General features: G+C 60.0%; 21 protein-coding genes. 8 read left to right on the top strand and 13 right to left on the bottom strand.

The annotated features are described in order from the left end of the window. Positions 1-7: 7 nt before the first annotated feature. The 3 genes from yjiA to L6D81_RS14555 form a co-directional block, all read right to left on the bottom strand. A complete protein-coding gene (gene yjiA, locus L6D81_RS14565; protein WP_236180410.1) occupies positions 8-979 on the bottom strand; it encodes a GTPase in 972 nt (323 codons plus the stop codon). An 89-nt stretch (positions 980-1068) separates the two neighbouring features. Beyond that, on the bottom strand, positions 1069-1266 hold the full coding sequence (locus tag L6D81_RS14560; RefSeq protein ID WP_003228401.1) for a YbdD/YjiX family protein: 198 nt from the start codon (positions 1264-1266) through the stop codon (positions 1069-1071). A 15-nt stretch (positions 1267-1281) separates the two neighbouring features. Then, positions 1282-3348, bottom strand: coding sequence for a carbon starvation CstA family protein (locus L6D81_RS14555; RefSeq protein WP_236180408.1), 2067 nt, complete (start codon positions 3346-3348; stop codon positions 1282-1284). 159 nt (positions 3349-3507) lie between these two features. Here L6D81_RS14555 and L6D81_RS14550 point away from each other — a divergent pair, with 159 nt between their 5' ends. After that, positions 3508-3876 carry a PilZ domain-containing protein gene (locus tag L6D81_RS14550; protein ID WP_236180406.1) on the top strand — a complete coding sequence of 123 codons (369 nt, stop codon included), beginning with the start codon at positions 3508-3510 and terminating at the stop codon, positions 3874-3876. Here the strand turns inward: L6D81_RS14550 and radA are convergent, their stop codons facing one another. Both radA and katB read right to left on the bottom strand, forming a co-directional pair. Further along, positions 3877-5244, bottom strand: coding sequence for a DNA repair protein RadA (gene radA, locus L6D81_RS14545; protein ID WP_114885656.1), 1368 nt, complete (start codon positions 5242-5244; stop codon positions 3877-3879). It lies immediately after the preceding gene. A 142-nt stretch (positions 5245-5386) separates the two neighbouring features. After that, a complete protein-coding gene (katB, locus tag L6D81_RS14540; RefSeq protein ID WP_236180404.1) occupies positions 5387-6925 on the bottom strand; it encodes a catalase KatB in 1539 nt (512 codons plus the stop codon). A 285-nt stretch (positions 6926-7210) separates the two neighbouring features. On the opposite strand from katB, the gene mscL reads away from it, so the two are divergent. Continuing rightward, complete coding sequence (gene mscL / locus L6D81_RS14535) at positions 7211-7624, top strand: large-conductance mechanosensitive channel protein MscL (protein ID WP_236180395.1); 414 nt, start codon at positions 7211-7213, stop codon at positions 7622-7624. Positions 7625-7656: 32 nt separating this feature from the next. Here mscL and L6D81_RS14530 read toward each other — a convergent pair whose 3' ends face one another. Next, positions 7657-8433 (bottom strand): ferredoxin--NADP reductase, encoded by a 777-nt coding sequence (locus L6D81_RS14530; protein WP_236180393.1) that lies wholly within the window; start codon positions 8431-8433, stop codon positions 7657-7659. 315 nt (positions 8434-8748) lie between these two features. Between L6D81_RS14530 and L6D81_RS14525 the strand changes: the two genes are divergently transcribed. Together L6D81_RS14525 and L6D81_RS14520 are read left to right on the top strand one after the other, a co-directional pair. Then, a complete protein-coding gene (locus tag L6D81_RS14525; RefSeq protein ID WP_236180391.1) occupies positions 8749-9471 on the top strand; it encodes an autoinducer binding domain-containing protein in 723 nt (240 codons plus the stop codon). Between the two features lie 150 nt (positions 9472-9621). Further along, positions 9622-10746: a methyltransferase gene (locus L6D81_RS14520; RefSeq protein WP_236180389.1), complete on the top strand. Its 1125-nt coding sequence runs from the start codon at positions 9622-9624 to the stop codon at positions 10744-10746. 69 nt (positions 10747-10815) lie between these two features. Here the strand turns inward: L6D81_RS14520 and L6D81_RS14515 are convergent, their stop codons facing one another. The 3 genes from L6D81_RS14515 to L6D81_RS14505 are packed head-to-tail and all read right to left on the bottom strand — an operon-like array spanning position 10816 to position 13488. Then, positions 10816-10983, bottom strand: coding sequence for a DUF2474 domain-containing protein (locus L6D81_RS14515; RefSeq protein WP_236180387.1), 168 nt, complete (start codon positions 10981-10983; stop codon positions 10816-10818). Positions 10984-11040: 57 nt separating this feature from the next. Then, a complete protein-coding gene (gene cydB / locus L6D81_RS14510) occupies positions 11041-12048 on the bottom strand; it encodes a cytochrome d ubiquinol oxidase subunit II (protein WP_236180385.1) in 1008 nt (335 codons plus the stop codon). A 3-nt stretch (positions 12049-12051) separates the two neighbouring features. Then, positions 12052-13488: a cytochrome ubiquinol oxidase subunit I gene (locus tag L6D81_RS14505; RefSeq protein WP_085612595.1), complete on the bottom strand. Its 1437-nt coding sequence runs from the start codon at positions 13486-13488 to the stop codon at positions 12052-12054. Positions 13489-13888: 400 nt separating this feature from the next. Here L6D81_RS14505 and L6D81_RS14500 point away from each other — a divergent pair, with 400 nt between their 5' ends. Then, positions 13889-15127, top strand: coding sequence for an MFS transporter (locus L6D81_RS14500; protein WP_236180383.1), 1239 nt, complete (start codon positions 13889-13891; stop codon positions 15125-15127). 7 nt (positions 15128-15134) lie between these two features. On the opposite strand, the gene L6D81_RS14495 is transcribed toward L6D81_RS14500, so the two are convergent. Next, complete coding sequence (locus L6D81_RS14495) at positions 15135-15686, bottom strand: DJ-1 family glyoxalase III (RefSeq protein ID WP_236180381.1); 552 nt, start codon at positions 15684-15686, stop codon at positions 15135-15137. Between the two features lie 67 nt (positions 15687-15753). Then, on the bottom strand, positions 15754-16203 hold the full coding sequence (locus L6D81_RS14490; protein ID WP_236180379.1) for a DUF4879 domain-containing protein: 450 nt from the start codon (positions 16201-16203) through the stop codon (positions 15754-15756). Between the two features lie 220 nt (positions 16204-16423). Here L6D81_RS14490 and L6D81_RS14485 point away from each other — a divergent pair, with 220 nt between their 5' ends. After that, positions 16424-17719 carry an NCS2 family permease gene (locus L6D81_RS14485; protein ID WP_011336038.1) on the top strand — a complete coding sequence of 432 codons (1296 nt, stop codon included), beginning with the start codon at positions 16424-16426 and terminating at the stop codon, positions 17717-17719. Further along, positions 17716-18795 carry a tRNA (uridine(54)-C5)-methyltransferase TrmA gene (gene trmA / locus L6D81_RS14480; protein ID WP_236180377.1) on the top strand — a complete coding sequence of 360 codons (1080 nt, stop codon included), beginning with the start codon at positions 17716-17718 and terminating at the stop codon, positions 18793-18795. Before L6D81_RS14485 ends, trmA begins: the two co-directional genes overlap by 4 nt. Positions 18796-18850: 55 nt before the next feature. Here trmA and L6D81_RS14475 read toward each other — a convergent pair whose 3' ends face one another. Together L6D81_RS14475 and L6D81_RS14470 are read right to left on the bottom strand one after the other, a co-directional pair. Then, complete coding sequence (locus L6D81_RS14475; RefSeq protein ID WP_236180375.1) at positions 18851-19297, bottom strand: hypothetical protein; 447 nt, start codon at positions 19295-19297, stop codon at positions 18851-18853. Then, entirely contained in the window at positions 19294-19722 is a 429-nt protein-coding gene (locus tag L6D81_RS14470) for a DUF4160 domain-containing protein (protein ID WP_236180373.1), read from the bottom strand. Before L6D81_RS14470 ends, L6D81_RS14475 begins: the two co-directional genes overlap by 4 nt. Before the next feature lie 204 nt (positions 19723-19926). Here L6D81_RS14470 and L6D81_RS14465 point away from each other — a divergent pair, with 204 nt between their 5' ends. After that, positions 19927-20838 (top strand): LysR family transcriptional regulator, encoded by a 912-nt coding sequence (locus tag L6D81_RS14465; protein ID WP_236180371.1) that lies wholly within the window; start codon positions 19927-19929, stop codon positions 20836-20838. The last annotated feature ends 135 nt before the right edge of the window (positions 20839-20973 follow it).

Below are 20973 nucleotides of genomic sequence, written 5' to 3'. Positions count from 1 at the left end.
GGCGGACTCAGTTCGCCGCCACCCTGGCAAACCCCGCCCGGATTTTTTCTTCCGGCAAATCGTCGGCGATAAACACGATCACGCTTTCCCGCGCCTCGCCCTCGGCCCACTCGGTGTCCCAGTCGAAGCCGTAGAGTTTCAGCACGCCCTGAAACACCAGCCGCCGGTCTTCACCGGCAATGTTCAGCACGCCTTTGTAGCGCAGCAATTGCTTGCCGTGCTCTTCGAGCAATTGATTCATGAACTCGCTGAGCTGATCGATATCCAGCGGCTGATCGGTACGCAGTACGAGGCTGGAAATCCGGTCAATGGACGGCGCCTTGCTCACCGGTCGCAGGCTCACCCCGCCGCCGAGATCGGCATTCAGGTTGAAGCCGCGCACATCGAGCAATTCGGCCAGATCGATATTGCCGTGCTCGACCACGCGGATCGGTGCACGGCGATTGATGCGGGTCAGACGTTCGCTGAGCGCGGTGAACGCAGCCTCGTCCACCAGATCGGTCTTGCTCACCAGCAGGCGGTCGGCAAAACCGATCTGCGCCTGGGCAATGGTCTGGGTCAGGTGCAGCTCGGCATGAGCGGCGTCCACCAGGGTGATGATGCCGTCGAGCAGGTAACGCTCGCGCAGTTCTTCGTCGATGAAAAAAGTCTGTGCCACCGGGGCCGGATCGGCCAGACCCGTGCATTCGATGACCAAGCGATCGAAAGCGATTTCGCCGCTGTCCAGCCGTTCGAGCAGCAGGTACAGGGCCTTGGTCAGGTCGGTGTGGATGGTGCAGCAGACGCAGCCGTTGGCCAGGGTCATGACTTGCACCGGTTCGTCGCCCAGCAATTGGGTGTCGATACCGGCGTCACTGAATTCGTTTTCGATCACGGCGATTTTCAGACCGTGCTCGGCTTTCAACAGATGGCGCAGCAAGGTGGTCTTGCCGGCGCCGAGGAAACCGCTGAGCACCGTGACCGGGATGGGAGAAGACAAACTCGATCTCCTTCAATTGCACAAATAAAAATGGGAGCAGGCCGAAAGACCTGCTCCCACCTCATCTCTGATGAACCGCGATCAGCGGCTCAGCAGCACTTCGGCCCACCCTTGCCACCGTAACGGGCTTCCTGACGTTCACGAAAGAACATCTCGTAGCTCATCACCGGTTTGTCCGGGTGTTTGGTCTGCATATGCTCGACGTAGGTGTCGTAGTCGGGCATGCCGACCATCAGGCGCGCGGCCTGACCGAGGTATTTACCGAGGCGACTCAGGTCATTGAACATGCTGCAATCCTCTGGTTACGCGTCCGGCAGGGCCTGGAATGGCGATTCTTTGTCCGTACGCTCTTTTTTGCCCCAGGCGGCGATGCCGACCTTGAGCGCATAGAACAGGATGCTGAATACCACGAACAGGAACAGCGCGGTCAGTGTTGCGTTGGTGTAGGCGTTGAAGATCACGTGCTGCATCTGCTCGACGCTCTTGGCCGGCGCCAGCACCTGACCGTTGGCCAGTGCATCACTGTACTTCTTGGCCAGCGACAGGAAGCCGATCGCCGGGTTGGCGTCGAACAGCTTGATGAAGCCCGCAGTCGTGGTGCAGATCAGCAGCCAGGTGGCCGGCAACAGGGTGACCCAGATGTAGCGCTGGCGCTTCATCTTGATCAGGACCACGGTGCCGAGCATCAGCGCGATACCGGCCAGCATCTGGTTGGAGATACCGAACAGCGGCCACAAGGTGTTGATACCCCCCAGCGGATCGATCACGCCCTGATACAGCAACCAGCCCCACATCGCCACACAACCGGCAGTGGCGATCAGGTTGGCGGTCCAGGATTCGGTACGCTTGAGTGCCGGTACGAAGGAGCCGAGCAGGTCCTGCAGCATGAAGCGCCCGGCACGGGTGCCGGCGTCCACAGCAGTCAGGATGAACAGCGCTTCGAACAGGATCGCGAAGTGGTACCAGAACGCCATGGTGTTTTCACCCGGCAGGACACTGTGCAGGATCTGCGCGATACCGACCGCCAGGGTCGGCGCACCACCGGCACGGGCCAGAATGGTGGTTTCGCCGATGTCATGCGCCACGGCTTGCAGGGCTTCCGGGGTAATTGCAAAGCCCCAGTTACTGACCGCGGTTGCCACAGCCACCACGTCACCGCCGACCACGGCGGCCGGGCTGTTCATGGCGAAGTACACGCCTGGCTCGATCACCGAGGCCGCGACCATGGCCATGATGGCCACGAACGATTCCATGAGCATGCCGCCGTAACCGATGTAACGGGCGTTGGTTTCGTTATCCAGCAGCTTCGGCGTGGTCCCGGAGGAGATCAGCGCGTGGAAACCGGATACCGCACCGCAAGCGATGGTGATGAACAGGAACGGGAACAGACCGCCCTTCCACACCGGGCCGGTGCCGTCGACGAACTGGGTCAGCGCCGGCATTTTCAGCTCGGGCATGGTCACCAGGATGCCGATCGCCAGAGCGACGATGGTACCGATCTTGAGGAAGGTAGAGAGGTAGTCACGCGGGGCAAGGATCAGCCACACCGGGAGCACGGCAGCGACAAAGCCATAACCGATCAGCATCCAGGTGATCTGCACGCCGGTGAAGCTGAAGGCTTTGGCCCAGACCGGATCGGCGGCGATCTGCCCGCCCAGCCAGATCGAACCGAGCAGCAGCAACACGCCGATGACCGAGATCTCGCCGATGCGGCCCGGACGGATGTAGCGCATGTAGATGCCCATGAACATCGCGATCGGGATGGTCGCCATCACGGTGAAGATGCCCCACGGGCTTTCAGCCAGGGCCTTGACCACGATCAGCGCCAGCACCGCGAGGATGATGATCATGATCAGGAAGCAGCCGAACAGGGCGATGGTGCCGGGGATGCGGCCCATTTCTTCACGCACCATGTCGCCCAGGGAGCGGCCGTTGCGACGGGTCGACATGAACAGGACCATGAAGTCCTGCACCGCGCCTGCCAGCACCACGCCGGCGATCAGCCACAGCGTACCGGGCAGATAGCCCATCTGCGCCGCCAGAACCGGACCGACCAGCGGCCCTGCGCCGGCGATGGCCGCGAAGTGGTGACCGAAGAGAATGTGTTTGTTGGTTGGAACGTAGTCCAGACCGTCGTTGTTGAGCACGGCGGGGGTGGCCCGACGCGGATCGAGTTGCATCACATTGTTAGCGATGAACAGACTGTAGTAACGGTACGCGACCAGATAGATGGCCACGGCGGCGACCACAATCCACAAGGCGTTGATCGCCTCGCCTCGGCGCAATGCCACTACGCCCAGGGCGCACGCTCCTACGATTGCCAGCAGCAGCCAGGGTAAGTGGCGTAGCAGGCTATTATTATTTTTCATTTTATTATTCCAGCCAGGGTGGACAAGAAAGACAGCCACCCCGAGTTTAGCGTTGTTGGCGGCAAAGGCCATACCCCGACATTGGTCTAGACAGTCCATTCATTGGCAACACCCCGCCGGTCGGGTCTATAGTCAGCTGACCTTCCTGAGGATTGCGCCATGAGCGAGCACCCGTCCGAGCGTCGCCGCTTCAAACGTATCGCGTTCGATGCCCGAACCGAATTGAGCCAGGGCGAGTACATCTGGCCGGTGAAGTTGATCGATCTGTCGCTCAAGGGACTGCTGATCGAAAAGCCCGAACCCTGGCTGGGCAATCCCGAGCAGGACTTTTTCGTCGACATTCATCTGAGCGAGGACGTGCACATCGAGATGGATGTGCAACTGGCTCATGAAGATCACAGCCAGCTCGGCTTCGTGTGTCGGCATATCAGCCTGGAGTCGATTCAGCGCCTGCGTCGCTTGATCGAACTCAATCTGGCCGACGAAACCGAGCTGGAACGCGAGCTCGCGGCGCTGATCGACGCCTGATCACTCGAACAGCGAGTCCAGTGCCTGCTCCAGACGCGTCACCGCGATGATCTGCAGCCCCGCCGGCGCTTCCTTTGGCGCATTGCCCTTGGGCACGATCGCGCGCTTGAAGCCGTGCTTGGCGGCTTCCTTCAACCGCTCCTGACCGCTCGGCACCGGGCGCACTTCGCCAGACAGGCCGACTTCACCGAACACCAGCAGGTCATGGGGTAACGGGCGATTGCGCAGGCTCGACATGACGGCGGCCATCAAGGCCAGGTCGGACGCAGTTTCCAGCACCTTGACCCCGCCGACCACGTTGAGGAACACGTCCTGATCGTGGGTCGGAATGCCGCCATGCCGGTGCAACACCGCCAGCAACATCGCCAGACGATTCTGATCCAGGCCCAGCGTGACGCGGCGCGGGTTGGCCAGGTGACTGTCATCCACCAGCGCCTGGACTTCCACCAGCATCGGCCGGGTGCCTTCCCACGTTGCCATCACCACACTGCCCGGAACTTCTTCCTGAGCGCGGGTGAGAAAAATCGCCGATGGGTTGGAGACTTCTTTCAGGCCCTTGTCGGTCATGCCGAACACGCCCAGCTCGTTGACCGCGCCGAAACGGTTTTTCACCGCTCGCAGCAAACGCAACCGACCGTCGGACTCGCCCTCGAAATACAGCACGGTATCGACCATGTGCTCCAGAACGCGCGGCCCTGCGAGCGCGCCTTCCTTGGTCACGTGGCCGACCAGGAAAATCGCCGTGCCGCTTTGCTTGGCATAGCGCACCAGCAATGCCGCACTCTCGCGCACCTGGGACACGCCGCCCGGTGCCGATTGCAATTGTTCGGTGAAAATTGTCTGGATCGAGTCGATCACCATCACCTTGGGTTTTTCCTGACGGGCGGTGGCAATGATGGTTTCGATGCAGGTTTCGGTCATGACCCGCAGTTGATCCTGCGGCAGGCCCAGACGGCGTGCGCGCATCGCGACTTGTTGCTGGGATTCCTCACCGGTTACATACAGCGCCGGCATGCTCTTGGCGAGGTTGCACAGGGTCTGTAACAGAATCGTCGACTTGCCAATGCCCGGGTCGCCGCCGATCAGCACCACCGAACCGTCCACCAGACCACCGCCGAGCACTCGGTCAAGCTCCCCGGAGGCTGTGGAAAAACGCGGAATCTCTTCGATGCTGACTTCGGCCAGGGTCTTGATCTGGGCCTGTTGCCCGGCCCAGCCGGTGCGCCCGCTCGGGGCGGCGGCACCACCGCTCTCGACCATGGTTTCGGTCAGGGTGTTCCAGGCGCCGCATTCGCCGCACTGCCCGGCCCACTTGGGAAAGGTTGCGCCGCACTCGGTGCAGCCGTACATGCGCTTGGCCTTGGCCATCTGAACCCCCGGCAAAAACCGCGATGATAACGCAGCCATCGTCGATCAGCGCGGCGCGCCGGAACGGATTTCTCCGCTGGCCAGACGCGCGGCGCTGCTGCCGGTCAAACCCGACAACTGCCGAGGCTTGAAAGGGTCGCTGTCAGTCGATCAGTTTGGCCGCCAGGGCCTTGACCCGACCCAGGTCACCCTTGGCCACTTTGGTCACGCCGGCCCCGTATTCCGGATCCGCCTTATAGAGGAAGGACAGCATGATGTGCTTGCTCTCGTCATCAGCGCCCGCCAGCGAACCGCCGAAGCTCTCGATCAGATCCTGACGCTCCTTCTTGCTGAACGAGCGATAAAGGTCACCGGCCTGCTTGAAGTTTTGCTCGCGCTGGATCTTCGCCTGTTGCGTGCTGCCCTGCAGCGCGGTCTGGCTGTAGCGCGCGCCTGGCGTCTCTTCACGCGGTTGCAGTCGGCTTGGCTGGTAGTTGACGCCGGAAGTGCTCGCACCGGCATTCATCGCGCCATCCTGATTGCCATTGTTGACGGCGGTTTGGGGAGCATTGATTGGCAATTGCAGGGCGTTGGCGCCGAGGCGATACATTTGCGTATCGGCATAGGCAAATATCCGGCCTTGCAGCAGACGGTCTTCAGAGGGTTCGATGCCCGGCACAACATTAGAAGGCGCCATGGCCACTTGTTCGGTTTCCTGGAAGACATTGGAAGGATTGCGGTTCAAGACCATTTGTCCAACTTTGCGTTCTGGAATACCTGGCCAGATCTTGGTTGCATCAAGAGGATCGAAATCAAACTTGGACAAATCTTGCGGATTCAAGACTTGAATGTACAAGTCCCACTTCGGAAAGTTGCCCTTATAAATGTTTGTTACCAAGTCGTGAGTCATGTGACTGTAGTCTCGGCCCTGAACTTGTACAACTTGTTGCGGATCGAGATTTTTGATGCCCTGCAAACTTTTCCAGTGAAACTTCACATAGTGCACATCGCCTTTGGCATTGACCAACTTGTAGGCGTGCACACTATTACCGTCCATCTCCCGGTAACTGGCCGGTGTTCCTGAATTGGAATACAGCTCGGTCAATGTACGGGTGGCTTCCGGTACATGAGAGAAGAAGTCGAAGCGGCGTGAGTCATCGTCAAGGTTGGTACGCGGATCGGGCTTGAAGGCGTGCACCATATCCGGAAACTTGATCGCATCGCGGATGAAAAACGTCGGGAAATTATTGCCTACCAGATCCCAATTGCCATCGGCGGTGTAGAACTTGGTCGCGAACCCCCGTGGGTCACGCAGGGTTTCCGGGGAGTGATTGCCGTGAACCACCGCCGAGAAACGCACGAACACCGGCGTGACCTGGCCGACAGAGAACACCTTGGCCTTGCTCAAATCGCTCAGATCTTCAGTCGCGGTGAATGTGCCATGGGCACCGGTGCCACGAGCATGCACGACGCGTTCGGGGATGCGCTCGCGATCGAAGCGTTGCAGCTTCTGGATCAGTTGAACGTCCTGCAACAGCACCGGGCCGTTGGCGCCGGCAGTTTGCGAGTTCTGGTTGTCGCCGACCGCGGCGCCGTTATCCCGGGTCAGGGGTGCGGCGTTCACGGAAAGGGCCAACAAGCTGGCGGCCAATACACCAACGGTGCGACGGGGAATAATCCCTGAACCAAGTGTGGAAATCATTTCAGGCTCCTCTGTTTTTTTGAGGCGCATCCAGGTGCGCCAGACAGAGGCTAAAAGCTCAGTCAGACAAACATAAATAGAAAGATCGTAACGCGATGATTGATAAATTTTTCTTCAGGATCAGTGGGTTGCAGCGTATTACGCGCGCGATTAGTGGCACTTTGCAAACTAATTGCGAATGGGTGTGTCGATAAAAACGAGCTTTGTAAGAAGGTGTTGCGCGCAGGACGCGTTTTGCTGATTTACACTGCGTACACCAAACTCATCTGTAACAAGGAAATAACTATGGGCGTGCTTAGCGAGTTCAAGGCCTTCGCGGTCAAAGGCAATGTGGTCGACATGGCCGTCGGTATCATCATCGGCGCGGCCTTCGGCAAGATCGTTTCGTCGTTTGTCGGCGACGTGATCATGCCGCCAATCGGCCTGCTGATCGGCGGGGTGGATTTCAGTGACCTGGCCATCACACTCAAGGCTGCACAGGGGGATGCCCCCGCCGTGATGCTGGCGTATGGCAAGTTCATCCAGAGTGTTCTGGACTTCATGATCGTTGCCTTCGCGATTTTCATGGGCGTCAAAGCCATCAACCGCTTGAAGCGCGAAGAAGCCGTGGCCCCGACCTTGCCACCGGTACCGACCAAGGAAGAAGAACTGCTGGGCGAGATTCGCGATCTGCTCAAGGCCCAGAACAACCGGCCTTGAAGACTTAAACGGCGCCTGAGGGCGCCGTTTGCTTACCAGTAGTTTTCCACCGCCACCTGCCCCGGGCGCCGGGTCAGACTCAAAGCCATATCGCGTTGCTTGAGCAAGGCCCGGGTGTCATCGATCATCTGCGGATTGCCGCAGAGCATGACCCGGGAATGCGCCGGCGTCAGCTCGACTCCGGCCACCTTTTCCAGCTCGCCGTTCTCTATCAGCGTGGTGATGCGTCCGTTCAGGGCGCCGGCATACGGCTCACGCGTGACCACCGGGATAAACCGGAACTTGTGAGCGTATTGCGCGAGGTAGTCGCGCTGTGTGAGTTCGGCGATCAGCTTTTGATAAGCCAGTTCCCGAGACTCTCGAACGCTGTAGACCAGGATGATTCGCTCGAATTTCTCCCAGACCTCGAAGTCCTGCAGGATCGACAGAAACGGCGCCACCCCCGTGCCTGTGGATAACAGCCAGAGATCACGACCATCAATGAAACGGTCCAGCGTCAGATAACCAAAGGCCTGGCGCTCGATCAGCAAGCTGTCCCCCACCTTAAGACGACTCAGTTCGCGGGTGAACTCGCCCCCCGGCACCACAATGGAAAAGAACTCGAGAAATTCGTCGAACGGCGAAGACACCATCGAGTAGGCGCGCCACACCGTGCTGCCGTCTTCACGGGTCACACCAATCCGCGCGAATTGCCCTGCGCGGAAGCGGAAACCGACATCCCGAGTGGTACGCAGGGTGAACAGACTGGGGGTCACCGGCCGTACATCAAGCAATGTCTGACGACTGAATTTTTCGCTGCTGGCGGTCATTGGGTCACTCCCTCAACAATGACTCAAGTGTTACGCATTAATGTTGATTGGAACACCGACAATTTGTAATGGTATTTCAAGGTGCCATCATTCTGAATAGAGCAATAGAAGGTATTCAATCCATAACCCGCGCGATGCAACTCTTTAAATGATCCTCCACATATAACTGCCATCTGATATTCCCATTACAACCATCGTTCAAGAACAAAAAAATCCAACAACCTTGTAGGAGGCGTCCTACACTTCCACCCGTGCTGGAATCCTGGATCCAATTCTGCACCCCCGCGAATCATGAAAAGATGGAGAACTCTCAAAATGGAAAGGTGGAAGGAGTACCAAATTGAACAGCTTACGCATGCGAAGAATATTGAAAACGCATTCCCGATTCTGAGAAGTTTTGCCAAGAACATCGGTTTTCAGTTTTGTGGTATTGCAGTCTCGCGGCCTGACTCCCGTTCTTTCAAACCGTTCTATATCAATAATTTCACAGAGGCCTGGAACGACGAATACGAAAACCTTTACAGTGAAGATGACCCAATTACAGCATTTTGCCATCACTCAATGCTGCCGTTTGTCTGGAACAGGAAAGCATTTTCCAAGACACCGAAAATGTGGAGTGCACTTCAGAGTCACGGGATGGAACATGGCTGGTCACAGTCGTATCTCGACGAAGAGAACGACCTGTGCTGCACAATCAGTCTGGCACGAACCTACTGCGAAATCTGCTCATTGGAGCTCTACGAACAATTCGGTGTGCTGCACTTCATCACGCAGCACTTGAGCGAAATGCTCGTTCGCACCCTCCCGCCAGCACCGCCCAAATCGGCCCCAGTACGATTGTCTACCCGGGAGCTCGAAATCGTAAGGCTGTGTGCCATCGGCAAGACGGCCTGGGAAATCGGCCAGATCCTGAACGTAACTGAACGGACCGTGGTCTATCACACCAGAAATCTGATCATTAAGTTCAACGCCTGCAACAAGATGTCAGCCGTCATCGCCGCCGCCAAGGCCGGGTTCATTCCCGATCACCCGCACTGAAATCAGACAAGTATTGCCAACAAAAAAAACGTACCATTTGCAACCTTCCTGAGTGATGACGCGATTCTTCGTGCCGCTGTCCACTCGGATGGTTCCGCCGCACTATCCCTGGCCGCGGGCCACTTGTCGATTACCCAGAGTCCCCGCCCCATGCCCTTGCTCGATACGCCCTTCGCCCAGCTCGATCTGATCCGCCAGCCCGAACAGCAGAACGAACCACTGCAAGCCTTCGACGCAGCCGACGAATACCTGCTCAATCATCTGGCCGAACAGAACCTGCCGATCGAGACACGGGTTCTGGTACTCAACGACAGCTTCGGCGCGCTGGCCATCAGCCTGTCAGGCAAAGTGCAGGTCAGCACCAGCGGCGACTCGTTTCTGGCGTTTCAGGGGCTGGAAAAAAACCTGCTGCGCAATGGTCAGGCATTCGATGCACTGCGCGGCATTCCCGCCAGCGAACCATTGGTCGGGCCCTTCGACCGGGTGCTGATTCGCGTACCGAAAACTCTGGCGTTGCTGGAAGAACAACTGATTCGCTTGCAGGGTCAATTGACACCGGGCGCTCAGGTGGTGGCCGCGGCGATGGTCAAGCATTTGCCCCGCGCCGCCGGTGATCTGCTGGAACGCTACATCGGCCCGGTTCAGGCTTCGCTTGCAGTGAAGAAGGCACGCTTGCTGATTGCCACGCCCGAGGCCAAGGCACCGGCCTTCTCGCCCTACCCGACCCGCTATCGCCTCGACGAGCCGGCCATCGAACTGCTCAACCACGCCAACGTGTTCTGCCGTGAAGGACTGGACATCGGTACCCGTGCCTTCCTTCCGCACCTGCCGAAAAACCTTGGCGCGGCGCGAGTCGCGGATCTTGGCTGCGGCAACGGCGTATTGGCCATCGCCAGCGCCCTGCAAAACCCCGATGCGCATTACACACTGGTGGACGAATCGTTCATGGCCGTGCAGTCGGCAACCGAGAACTGGCGCGCGGCGTTCGGTGAACGTGACGTGATCGTACGCGCCGGCGACGGTCTGGCCGGCCAGGAAGCCCAGTCGCTGGACGTGGTGCTGTGCAATCCACCGTTCCATCAGCAACAGGTGGTCGGCGATTTCCTTGCCTGGCGCATGTTCCAGCAGGCCCGAGAAGCGCTGGTGGTTGGCGGTGCGCTGTACATCGTCGGTAACCGTCACCTGGGTTATCACAGCAAACTGGCGCGGCTGTTCCGGGGTGTCGAGCAAGTAGCGGCTACACCGAAATTCGTGATCCTCAAGGCGCGTAAATAATCCGGGCAAAAAAAACCCTCCGGTCGGAGGGTCAAAAATCCGTGCCGCAAGGCAGCGGGATGGGAAGTCTCAGTGCGTGGTCAGACCTGCGGCGTTCATGAACATGCGCATCAGGCTGGCGACAATGAACAGCGCACCGACGCTGCCGACCCAGATCATGGCCAACCAGCCGAGCCGCTGCCAAAGCGGCTTTTTTTCGGCTTCTTCAATGTCGCGCAGGGAGTGTTTGCCGGTCATGCTTGCCTCCTCCGGTAAGGGGAGATGGCGCCGCCGTCGGCGCCATCGAGATCACCACTAGTGATAACCGTCCTCGTGGGTGACCTTGCCGCGGAACACGTAATAGCTCCAGAAGGTGTAACCCAGGATGAACGGGATGATGAACAGCGTGCCCACCAGCATGAAGCCCTGGCTTTGCGGCGGTGCGGCAGCGTCCCAGATCGAGATCGACGGCGGCACGATGTTCGGCCACAGGCTGATGCCCAGACCGCTGTAGCCAAGGAAGATCAGCACCAGGGTCAGCAGGAACGGCATGTAGTTGGCATTGCGCGCCACTGCGCGGATCAATGCGTAGAGCGTCACCAGCACCAGAATCGGCACCGGCAGGAACCAGAACAGGTTCGGCATGCTGAACCAGCGCTCGGCGATTTCCGGGTGGGACAGCGGCGTCCACAGGCTGACGATGCCGATCACCGCCAGCAGCACGAAGGCCAGCGGGCGCGCCAGGTTGTGCATCTGTTCCTGGAGCTTGCCTTCGGTCTTCATGATCAGCCAGGTGCAGCCAAGCAAGGCATACGCCACCACCAGCGCAGCGCCGCAGAACAGCGTGAACGGCGTCAGCCAATCCAGTGAACCGCCGGCGTATTGCCGGTTGACCACCGGCAGACCATCGATGAACGCACCAAGCGCCACGCCCTGGAAGAACGTCGCCGCCACCGAACCACCGATGAATGCCTTGTCCCACAGATGGCGCTTGTCATCCTTGGCCTTGAAGCGGAACTCGAACGCCACGCCGCGGAAAATCAGCCCGATCAGCATGAAGATCAGCGGCAGGTACAGCGCCGACAACACCACCGAATAGGCCAGCGGGAAAGCGCCGAACAACGCCGCGCCCCCCAGGACCAGCCAGGTTTCATTGCCGTCCCACACCGGGGCGACGGTGTTCATCATCACGTCGCGGTCGGTCTTGCCGGGGATGAACGGAAAGAGAATTCCGATCCCCAGGTCGAAACCGTCCATGACCACGTACATCATGATGCCGAAGATGATGATCACGGCCCAGATCAGCGGAAGATCAATACCCATGACTCAAATCTCCTTGGTCAGGCTGCGGTCGTGTTCGGCGCCATCGTCGTCGGCAGCGGACAACGGACGGGCCGGCGTGCGTTTCTGGCCAGGACCACCTTCATTGGTTTCCTTGCCTTCGTCGGTCTTCGGCCCTTTGCGCACCAGGCGCATCATGTAGCCCAGCCCCGCACCGAACAGCGCGAAATACACCACCACGAACATGATCAGCGTGATGCTCATCTGCATGAAGCTGTGATTGGACGACGCATCGGCCGTGCGCATCAGTCCGTAGACCACCCACGGCTGGCGACCGATTTCAGTGGTGAACCAGCCCGCCAGGATCGCAATCAGACCGGACGGCCCCATCCACAACGCCAGGTACAGGAACGGCCGCGACGTGTAGAGCGTGTCGCGCTTGCGCAGCCAAAGGCTCCAGAGGCCGGTGAAGATCATCAGGAAACCGAGGCCGACCATGATCCGGAACGACCAGAACACGATGGTCGAATTCGGCCGGTCTTCTGGCGGAAACTCCTTGAGTGCCGGCACCTGTTTGTCCAGCGAGTGGGTCAGGATCAGGCTGCCGAGGTAAGGAATCTCCACGGCGAATTTGGTTTTCTCTTCCTTCATGTCCGGCCAGCCGAACAGGATCAGCGGCGTCGCTTCGTTGCCGACGTTTTCCCAGTGACCTTCGATCGCGGCGATCTTCGCCGGTTGGTGTTTAAGGGTATTGAGGCCATGGAAGTCGCCGATGACCGCCTGGATCGGCGCGACGATCAGCGCCATCCACATCGCCATCGACAGCATGGTGCGGATCGCCGGGTTGTCCTTGCCGCGCAGCAAGTGCCAGGCTGCCGACGAGCCGACGAAGAAAGCCGTCGCGACGAACGCCGCCGTCGCCATGTGCATCAGGCGATAGGGGAACGACGGGTTGAAGATGATTGCCAGCCAGTCGGTTGGAATGACCTGACCGTTGACGATCTCGAAGCCCTGCGGGGTCTGCATCCAGCTGTTGGAGGCGAGAATCCAGAACGTCGAAATCAGTGTGCCGATGGCCACCATTACCGTGGAAAAAAAGTGCAGTCCGCGTCCGACCTTGTTCCAGCCGAACAGCATCACCCCGAGGAAACCGGCTTCGAGGAAGAACGCCGTGAGCACTTCATAGGTCAGCAACGGCCCGGTGACGGAACCGGCGAAGTCCGAGAAGCGGCTCCAGTTGGTGCCGAACTGGTAGGCCATGACCAGCCCCGAGACCACGCCCATGCCGAAGTTGACGGCAAAGATCTTCGACCAGAAATGGTAGAGGTCACGGTAGGTGTCATTGCCGGTTTTCAGCCACAGGCCTTCCAGCACCGCGAGATAACTCGCAAGACCGATGGTGATCGCCGGGAACAGGATATGGAACGAGATGGTGAACGCGAACTGAATTCGGGCGAGATCCAGGGCCTCTAAACCGAACATAAGCTTTCCTCTATCAGATAACGGTTCCAGGACTGGCGGCCTTGAACCACTGCCCCCACGGGTATGGAGTGCGGCGAACTCGGATTCGTTCTTCTTTTTACAGGCATCGCGACGCAGGGAGTCTGCCGACGGGTCCCGGATCAGTTCCGCGATGGGTCTTGATCTGGATCAATCAACGTTGAAAGAGTAGTCCCATTTCCGACGGAGAACTGCGTGGTCTTTTGCCGCGTGACAAGTTGCCTCACAGTCCTGGCAACGCCGTGAAATACATCCTTGGCCGCGTTCGGTGTCGGGACTCGGAAAAATCGATGTCTGGCTAACTAAATTTTCTGTCATAGCAACTTCCTGTTACAGACTGGTGATAATCTCGCGGTTCCCCTCGATCAAGACCGACCCGCAGATGCCCAGCCAAGAGCCCTTGCTGTTACGTCACCACCGTCCCTTTGTTGCGTTCTGGTTTGCCCGGATCTTCACCGCCAGCGGTTTTCAGATGCTCACCGTGGCGATCGGCTGGAACCTCTATCAACTGACCGGCAATGTGCTCGACCTGGGTCTGGTCGGGCTGGTGGAATTCGCTCCACGCGTACTGTTCATGCTGCACACCGGCCACGTTGCCGATCGCTACGACCGGCGCAGAGTCGCGGCGGTCTGCCAGTCGTTGCAAGCCCTGATCGCCCTGGCACTGGCCATCGGCAGCGCCACTGACCATGTCACCCGGGAAATGATCTTTATCCTGGCGTTCCTGCTGGGTGCCGCGCGCTCCTTCGAAATGCCGACCACCCAGGCGCTGCTGCCGAGCATCGTACCCAGCGCGCTGTTTCCACGGGCGGTTGCCGCTGCGCAATCGGCGCAGCAATCGGCCACCATCGTCGCCCCGGCGCTCGGCGGTCTGCTCTATGCCTTCGGCAGCGTGTGGGTCTATGGCCCGACGGTCATTCTGTATGTCATCGCCTGTACGTTGATGCTCAACCTGCCTGCCCGACAAACCCCGCTGAACAAAGGCAAGGCGACGCTGGACTCGTTGCTGGCGGGGATCCGCTTCATTCGCAGCCGTCCGGACATTCTCGGGGCGATTTCACTGGATCTGTTCGCCGTGCTGCTGGGTGGCGCCACGGCGCTGTTGCCGGTGTTCGCAAAGGACATCCTGCTGACCGGGCCGTGGGGCCTCGGGTTGCTGCGCTCGGCACCGGCGGTCGGCGCGTTGATGATGTCGCTGTTCCTGGCGCGGTTTGCCGTTGAGCGAAATGTCGGTCGGGTGATGTTCACTGCCGTCGGTGTGTTCGGTGTGGCCACCATTGCCTTCGGCCTGTCGACCTCGTTCTGGTTTTCGTTGGCGGTGCTGGTGGTGCTGGGCGCGGCGGACATGATCAGCATGGTGATCCGCGCCTCCTTCGTGCAACTGGAAACCCCCGACGAAATGCGCGGCCGGGTCAGCGCGGTGAACGGCTTGTTCATCGGCGCCTCGAACCAGCTGGGCGAGTTCGAATCCGGTCTCACCGCTCACTGGTTTGGCACCGTGCCGGCGGTGGTGATGGGCGGCATAGGCACGCTGGTGGTGACCGGAACCTGGATCAAACTGTTCCCGACCCTGGCCAACCGCGACCGGATGCATGTGCCGGTAGAAGAGGTGAAGGCCTGAAACGCTCTCAGGCCAGCAACTCCCCCGCCACCTTCGCTCTGACAGCTTTGCCCGCCAGTTGCTCGACCAGTGTCAGGGCAAATGCCAGCGCGGCGCCGGAGCCCTGGGCGGTGATGCAGTTGCCGTCGACTACCACCGGTTGATCGACAAACGTGCAACCGAAGAGGTTATGGCTGGTGGCGGGCAAACAAGTCATGCGGCGCTGGCGCAGGACGCCGAAGCTTTGCAGGGCGATGGCCGGGGTTTCGGCGATGGCGGCGAACAGGCGTCCGGCGCTGGCCTGGTTCTTGAGCAATTGCTGCAAGGGCTGGTGCGCGGCCAAGTGTTGCGCGCCGACAGCGCCACCGGGCAGAACGATCAGGTCGAAGGTCTGGGCCAGCACATCAATGAGCATACCGTCGGCGGTCAGCCGCGTACCTCGGGCGCAGGTCAGCATGCGTCGGCCTTCGATGCTGGCCGCCACCACTTCGACGCCGGCCCGGCGCAGCACGTCGATCAGGGTCACGCATTGCAGATCATCGATGCCCTCGGCGAGGGTAATCAGGGCTCTAAAGGTCATGGGCGCCATCCGCTGGGTGATCCTTAAAGCGTAGTCAGCTTTGCCCGGCCCCGTTCGGCGACCGCCGTTACTTGATGTAAAGCTGGGTGGACATCGTGTTGCGCGGGGCGTTGATCGACGTATTGCTGAAGGTAAAGGTACCTTCCTGACGGGCCGCCAGATCGAAGGTGTACAGCGAGCCGACGGTTTTGTTGCCAGGCGTGCATTCGGTCAGGTTGCCGTTATCGAAGGCACAGACCGGGCTCCGGGTACCGTTCACTTCAAAGCCGTCGAGCGACGCCTGAGGCTGGCTCTGGCCGTAGCCGATTTCCAGCACGTACACCTTGATGCCCGGCGCACTGTGATCACAGCGGGTCTGCACCTGGCCATCGGTAATGTCTTCGAGCCCGCAGGACGACGACTGAACCTTGATGACTTTCACCTCGCTCAATGGCGGTGCCGACGCCGCGAGTGCCGCCGGAGCCCCCACCAGCCACAAGGCCATCAGTCCGGCGGTCTTCATCCAACCCTTGTTCATGCGATTCATCCCCGAAAAAACAGCGCGCAGTATGGCGTACTTGGCCGTGGTGCAAAACTTCGCCGACGATCGACACCAACATCCGCCATCTTCCTCACGCTGCTGGTATGATGCGCGGCTTTTTCCGGCCCACCACAATTTTCCAGGCGCTTGCGACGGTCTGTGCTTTGCTGTTGAGGTCGATACATTCACGGCGCCACGCGCGCCACGGGGAGCAGACATGCTGGAAAGGCTGTTTCAACTCAAGGCACACAACACCAACGTGCGGACCGAGATTCTCGCGGGCGTCACGACCTTCCTGGCCATGGCCTACATTCTGTTCGTCAACCCGAGCATCCTCGGCGAGACCGGCATGGACAAAGGCGCGGTGTTCGTCGCCACGTGCCTGGCAGCCGCCATCGGTTCCACGGTCATGGGCCTGATCGCCAACTACCCGATCGCCCTTGCCCCAGGCATGGGTCTGAACGCCTTCTTCACCTACACCGTCGTGCTGCACATGGGCCACACCTGGCAAGTGGCGCTGGGCGCGGTGTTCATCTCGGCGGTGTGCTTCTTCCTGCTGTCGATCTTCCGCATCCGTGAATGGATCATCAACAGCATCCCGCTGCCTTTGCGCTCGGCGATTGCCGCCGGTATCGGCCTGTTCCTGGCACTGATCGCCCTGCACAACGCCGGCATTGTGGTCAGCAACCCGGCGACCATGGTCGGCCTCGGTGACCTGAAACAACCGGCTCCGATCCTCGCCACCCTCGGTTTCGCCCTGATCGTTGCCCTTGAAGCCCTGAAAGTGCGCGGCGCGGTGCTGATCGGCATTCTCGCGGTGACCATCGTCTCGATCGTCATGGGCTTCACCCCGTTCGGCGGCGTGACCTCGATGCCACCTTCGCTGGCCCCGACCTTCCTGCAACTGGACATCAAGGGCGCCCTGGACATCGGCCTGGTCAGCGTGATCTTCGCCTTCCTGTTCGTCGACCTGTTCGACAACTCCGGCACCCTGATCGGCGTCGCCAAGCGCGCGGGCCTGATGGGCAAGGACGGCCACATGCCGAAAATGGGCCGTGCGCTGATTGCCGACAGTACGGCGGCCATGGCCGGCTCGCTGCTGGGCACCTCGACCACCACCAGCTACATCGAATCCGCTGCAGGCGTGAGTGCCGGCGGCCGCACCGGCCTGACCGCCATCGTCGTCGCGATCCTGTTCCTGCTGGCGCTGTTCTTCTCGCCGCTGGCCTCCAGCGTACCGGCCTTCGCCACCGCACCTGCGCTGCTGTTCGTCGCCGTGCTGATGACTTCGGGCCTGGCGGAAATAGACTGGGAAGACATCACCGTCGCCGCGCCGGTCGTGGTCACCGCCCTGGCGATGCCTTTCACCTATTCCATCGCCAACGGCATCGCCTTCGGCTTCATCGCCTGGACTGCGATCAAACTGCTGTCCGGCCGCGCCCGTGAGCTGAACCCGGCGCTGGTGATCCTGTCGATTCTGTTCGTGATCAAGCTGGGTTGGTTCAACGCATGACTTTTGATTCCCAGGCCTACGCCGCACAACTCGAAGACAAGGTCACGCGCTTGCGTGACCTGCTGGCCCCGTTCGATGCACCGGAGCCAATGGTGTTCGACTCGCCGTTGCAGAACTTCCGCCTGCGCGCCGAATTCCGGCTGTGGCGCGAGGCCGGTGAGCGGCATTACGCGATGTTTTCCCAGGACGACAAACGCACGCCGATCCTGATCGAAGAATTTCCGATCGCCAGCCTGCGCATCAACCAGCTCATGCCGCAATTGAAGGCGGCGTGGCAGGCCAGCGCGGCGCTGAGCCACAAGCTGTTCCAGGTGGAGTTTCTGACCACCCTGGCCGGCGACGCGATAATCACCCTGTGCTATCACCGTCCGCTGGACGAGCACTGGCATGCGGCGGCGACCAGACTGGCAACGGATCTGGGCGTCAGTATCATCGGTCGCTCCAAGGGCAAGCGCGAAGTGCTCGGCCTTGATTACGTGGTCGAGAAGCTCGACGTCGGCGGCCGCACGTTCAGCTATCGCCAGCCGGAAGGCGCGTTCACCCAGCCCAACGGCACCGTCAACCAGAAAATGCTCAACTGGGCCTACGAAGCACTGGGCGATCGCAGTGACGATCTGCTGGAGCTGTACTGCGGCAACGGCAACTTCACCCTGCCGCTGGCGACTCGAGTACGCAAAGTGCTGGCCACGGAAATCAGCAAGACCTCAGTCAACGCCGCCTTGAGCAACCTGGCCGAAAACGCTGTGGATAACGTCACCCTCGTGCGCCTGTCCGCCGAAGAGCTGACCGAAGCCCTGAACGAAGTTCGCCCGTTCCGTCGCCTGCACGGTATCGACCTGAAAAGCTACGAGTTCGGCAGCGTGTTCGTCGACCCGCCACGGGCCGGCATGGACCCCGACACCTGCGAACTGACCCGTCGCTTCGACAACATCCTGTACATCTCCTGCAACCCCGAGACACTGGCGGCCAACATCGCCCAACTGCACGACACGCACCGCATCACCCGCTGTGCGCTGTTCGACCAGTTCCCGTGGACCCACCACATGGAATCCGGCGTGTTGCTGACCCGCCGCTGATCGCAGGTGCCAGACACGAGAAAGCCGTCCTGAGGGACGGCTTTTTTGTACCTGCTCATGGCACGGGATCGACTTTACGTGGACGCCCGCCCTTCCGGCCGTTGGCTCGTGCAGCTTCGGCCTTCGCGGTGCTGCTCTGACGACCATTGCGCGAGGCGATCACCGAAGCGGCCATGGCCATCAATGGCTGACTGGCCGAGATCATGCCGGCGATGGAAACCTGCAGGTCCTTGCCGTCGTGGCACAACGCGGTGCCGGCGAAGCCCACATTCAATCCGCTGAAGTCTTGCGGCTCGAAATCATCGAACTCGCGGTAAAGGTTCACTGGCAAAAGCACGCCACTGTCGTCCTCGAAGCGAATCGCCAGGCACGGTTTCTCAAAGGCCACCGACACGGCTTGCAGGCTGCTGCGTCGCCGCAGCCCCCCGCGATCGACAGCTTCATCGAGACGCTCTTCCGTCACCGGTCGATCAGCCTGCAAACCGGCCTTTACTGTTTTCATAGTTCGATCTCCACACCTTCCTGAGCACCGACCAGGGCCAGCAGGGTTTTGTTTTCTTCCGGTTCGTAATACGCCGATCCGATTCTGAAGGTCGCACCGGTGACTTCGTGCATGACGGCCACTTCGTTCGAATCCCCGTCCCACCATTGATTATCGAGACACGCCGTCTGCAAGCGAGTCCACCAGATTCGGCGAGCCCGCCGCAGATGATCGGTTTGACGAAGCGACTGGCGCAGCCCCTCAAGCACGGCAATCGGTGGCCGGCGCGACAGGGGTACCACATCCCACAACTCCACGCCGTTGTGCCAGAAGCTGAATTTGAAGCGGGCACTCCAAGCACCTGAATCCACGTGCGCATGGGGCGGACAATGTTCGTCTCGCAGCATGATCACCACCGACAATCCCTTGTAACTGCACACTTTCATGCTAACCCATCCGTTAGGTTAAAGAGTTTCGAAAACTGCCATTCCCTGACAATTCCGACCATCGGCATCGTTGCCCTCAATGGCCATTACGTTTTCGAGCCTAGTGCGGGATTCGGCAAAGCCCCGCGCAAAATGGTAAGCAGTTCTTTCGCAGCAGCCGCGCATTTGCTACATACGAAGACTCATTCCCCGGTGTAACCAATCATGCAGCGACACTTCGACGATCTTCAGCTGGGCAGCATCGAGTTGTTTTGCCTGGCCGCCGAGTGCGGCAGTTTCACCGGTGCGGCGCAAGCGGCTTCGGTGACGCCGGCAGCGGTAAGCCGCTCGGTATCACGTATGGAGGAACGCCTTGGCGTGCGACTGTTCGCCCGCACCACGCGCAGCGTGAAATTGACCGACAGCGGCCGGCGCTATTACGAAGAATGCCGTCAGGCACTGGCGCAACTGGTCGAGGCGCAACGGGAAGTCATGGGGCAGCAGCAGGAACCGTCCGGCACACTGCGTATCAGTATTCCTACGACCTACGCCCATCACCGGATCCTGCCGCTATTGCCGGCATTTCGCGCGCGATTCCCGCAAGTGAAGGTCGACATGCACATCAGCAACCGCAACATCGACTTCGTCGGCGAAGGCTACGACATGGCGATCCGCGTGCGGGCGATTCCCGATTCCGGCCTGATCGCCCGGCATCTGGAAGACGCAGCGCTGGTGATGGTCGCCAGCCCCGACTACCTCAAACGCGCCGGCACCCCGCAGACCCTCGAAGACCTCGAACAGCACGAATGCATTCAGTACGAGTTGCCCAGCAGCGGGCGGCGGATCACTTGGCTGTTCTATGAGGAAGACGCGCCACGGGAAATCCTCGCCGAGGGCAATTTCTGCTGCTCCGATGACGTGCTCGGTGGCGTGACCCTGGCCAGACACGGCGCCGGGTTGTTCCAGACCTATCGCTTCATTGTCGAAAAGGAACTGGCCGACGGCTCGCTGGTGGAAGTGCTCAAACCCTACGGCGGACGCTCGCGGCCGTTCACCTTGCTGTACCCGCAAAATCGCCACATGCCGCTGCGCGTCAGGGCTTTCATCGATTTTCTGGTCGAGCAGCTGCCGCAGTGATTTCACCATTGTGCGATCACCGCACACAAAACCGGACTGTCGATGCAGAGCAATTGATTAAAGTAACCATCTAGTACAATTTAACTCCACAGGTCGAAACCCTCGGCCCAAGCCAAAAACAATAAGTGGAGTTTG

This window comes from Pseudomonas sputi (assembly GCF_021603585.1).
GTDB classification, from domain to species: domain Bacteria; phylum Pseudomonadota; class Gammaproteobacteria; order Pseudomonadales; family Pseudomonadaceae; genus Aquipseudomonas; species Aquipseudomonas sputi.
The sequence above is the reverse complement of the archived record's forward strand: the minus strand, read 5'-3'. Positions and strand labels throughout refer to the sequence as shown.